The following is a 2,862-nucleotide window of genomic DNA, read 5'->3' as shown; positions in this document are numbered from 1 at the left end:
GGTCTACGAGATGCGCGACGATTTTCTCGCCTCGATGAACATCCTCGGCGCCACCATCCGTGGCGCGCAGATGAAGCTCGGCCGTGGCCATGCCGTCAACCCGGCGGCGATTTTCAACCAGATCGACCGCATGGGCGTCGGCGCCATTCCGGTGGTGGTGCTGATGTCGGCGATCGTCGGCGCCATCGTTGCCCAGCAAGGCGCCTATCAGCTCAGCTATTTCGGCGCCGATATCTTCGTCGTCGACCTGGTCGGCGTGCTGATCCTGCGCGAACTTGGCGTGCTGATGACGGCAATCATGATCGCCGGCCGCTCCGGCAGCGCGATCACCGCCGAGATCGGCTCGATGAAGATGCGCGAGGAGGTCGACGCGCTGAAAGTCATCGGGCTCAACCCGATCGGCGTCCTGGTCTTTCCCCGGCTCGTGGCGCTGGTCATCGCCTTGCCGTGCCTGACCATCATCGCCAATTTCGCCGCACTCGGCGGCGGCATACTGGCTGCCTGGCTCTATTCCGACATCCCGCCCGCCGCCTTCATCGACCGGTTGCGCGTCGCCATCGATCTCAGCACCATCTTTGCCGGCCTGATCAAGGCGCCGTTCATGGCCATGATCATCGGCACGATTGCCTCGGTCGAAGGCATGAAGGTCGGCGGCAGCGCCGAATCGCTCGGCCAGCATGTTACCGCTTCGGTTGTGAAGTCGATCTTCGTCGTCATCATCCTCGACGGACTTTTTGCCATGTTCTACGCAGCGATCGAGTTCTGAGATGAAGCTGCGAAACAGGAAAAGGGCGGGCGCATTGGCGGATGACGCGGGTGAGGGCGACATCGTGCTATCCGCGCACGACATCAGCGTGTCCTTCGCCGACAAGCTTATCCTCGACAGACTGTCGCTCGACATAAGGCGCGGCGAAATCCTTGGATTTGTCGGCGCCTCGGGTGCGGGTAAATCCGTTCTGCTGCGCACCATTCTCGGCCTGACGCGCAAGCAGTCGGGTACGATCAAGCTGTTCGGCGTCGATATCGAGAAAGCTGATGATGCCGAGCGTCTGCGCATCGACATGCGGCTTGGCGTGCTGTTCCAGCACGGCGCGCTGTTCTCGGCGCTGACAGTGCTGGAAAACGTCCAGGTGCCGATGCGCGAATATCTCGACCTGCCGCGAAAGCTGATGGACGAACTGGCGATGCTCAAGATCGAGCTGGTCGGGCTGCCGCCCGATGCAGCGCAGAAATTCCCGTCCGAACTGTCCGGCGGCATGATCAAGCGCGCCGCGCTGGCCCGGGCGCTCGCGCTCGATCCCGACATCGTCTTCCTCGACGAGCCGACATCGGGCCTCGATCCGATCAGCGCGGCGGAGTTCGACGAGCTGGTGGTCAAGCTGCGCGATACGATGGATCTGACCGTCTACATGGTGACGCACGATCTCGACACGCTGTTCACCGCTTGCGACCGGGTGGCCGTGCTCGGCAAGAAGAAAGTGCTGGTCGAAGGCACCATCGACGACATGCTGAAGAGCGAGGAACCGTGGGTAAAGTCCTATTTCCGCGGAAAACGCGCCCGGCAACTTGATCTTGCGGCGCGCGCATAGCCATAAGTGGGACAATGGAAACCAGAGCCAACTACGTCATTGTCGGCATCTTCACGCTGGCCGCGATCCTGGCGGCGTTTGCCTTCGTCTACTGGACGGCGGCCATCGGCGACAAGGGCGAGACGACGTTGCTGCGCGTGCGCATTCCGGGCTCTGCGTCCGGGCTTGGCCGCGGCAGTTTCGTGCTGTTCAACGGCGTCAAGGTCGGCGACGTCAAGCGCGTCTATATCGACGTCGACAATCCGACGGTTGCCATCGCCGATACCGAGATCGACCGCATGACGCCGATCACCAAATCGACGCAAGCCGATATCGGGCTTGCCGGCCTGACCGGGCAGGCCAACATCGAGCTCAAGGGCGCCGACCCCAAGGAAGTGAAACTCCTCGACCAGGCGGAAAAGGAAGGCAAGGTCGCCGAAATCGTCGCCAACCCGTCGGCGGTGACCAACCTCTTGCAGACGGCGCAGAATATCTTCACCCGCGCCGACAAGGTGCTGACCGAGCTCGAAGGCTTCACCAGGGACGTTCGCGGGCCGCTGACGCAGACCGTCCAGAATGTCCAGACCTTCTCCGATGCGCTGGCCAAGAATTCGGACGGCATCGACAAGTTCCTGTCCGCCGCCAGCACGCTGGCCGATGAGCTGAAAGGCGTTTCTGGCAAACTCGATGGCACGCTGAAGGCGGCCGAAGGCCTTCTCAACGCCGTCGACAAGGACAAGATCAAGAGCATCGTCGCCAATGTCGATACGGTTACCGGTAACCTCAAGGAGACGTCGAAGCAGCTCGACGGCGTGATCAAGAACGTCGATACAGCCGTGGGGTCGGTCAACGATTTTACCAAACGGACGCAAGGCACGCTGGCCAAAGTCGACAACGTGCTCGACGGTATCGATCCCGCACAAGTGCGCTCGGCGCTCGCCAACATCCAAAAGGCCAGCGAGAGCGCCGACAAGGCCGCCGCCGACATCGCGGAGGTGACCCACAAGTTCGCCAACCGGGCCGACGACATCGACCAGACGATCAAGGACGCAAAGCAGCTCGCGCAACGGCTCAACGATGCCTCGGTGCGGGTCGATGGCATTCTTGCCAAGGTCGATACCTTGCTCGGGTCGGGGCAGGCCGACGGCTTGATGGCCGATGCCAGGAACACGCTGAAGTCGTTCAAGCAGGTGGCCGACACGCTGAATTCGCGCCTTGGCGTCATCACCGACAATCTGGCGCGCTTCTCGGGACAGGGGCTTTCGAATGTCGAGGCTTTGGTGCAGGACAGCCG

General features: G+C 62.1%; 3 protein-coding genes. All 3 read left to right on the top strand.

Annotated features, from left to right (window positions below):
• Positions 1-766 (top strand): ABC transporter permease (locus EOB59_RS34220; protein ID WP_164895843.1); only part of this gene is annotated, 766 nt, incomplete at its 5' end.
• A 1-nt stretch (position 767) separates the two neighbouring features.
• Positions 768-1,589, top strand: a complete 822-nt coding sequence (locus tag EOB59_RS34215) for an ABC transporter ATP-binding protein (protein WP_013531884.1) — start codon at positions 768-770, stop codon at positions 1,587-1,589.
• 14 nt (positions 1,590-1,603) lie between these two features.
• The coding region (locus EOB59_RS34210; RefSeq protein WP_164895842.1) for an MlaD family protein at positions 1,604-2,862 on the top strand (1,259 nt) is incomplete at its 3' end.

The organism is Mesorhizobium sp. M7A.F.Ca.MR.176.00.0.0 (assembly GCF_004023165.1).
GTDB lineage: Bacteria > Pseudomonadota > Alphaproteobacteria > Rhizobiales > Rhizobiaceae > Mesorhizobium.
The sequence above is the reverse complement of the archived record's forward strand: the minus strand, read 5'-3'. Positions and strand labels throughout refer to the sequence as shown.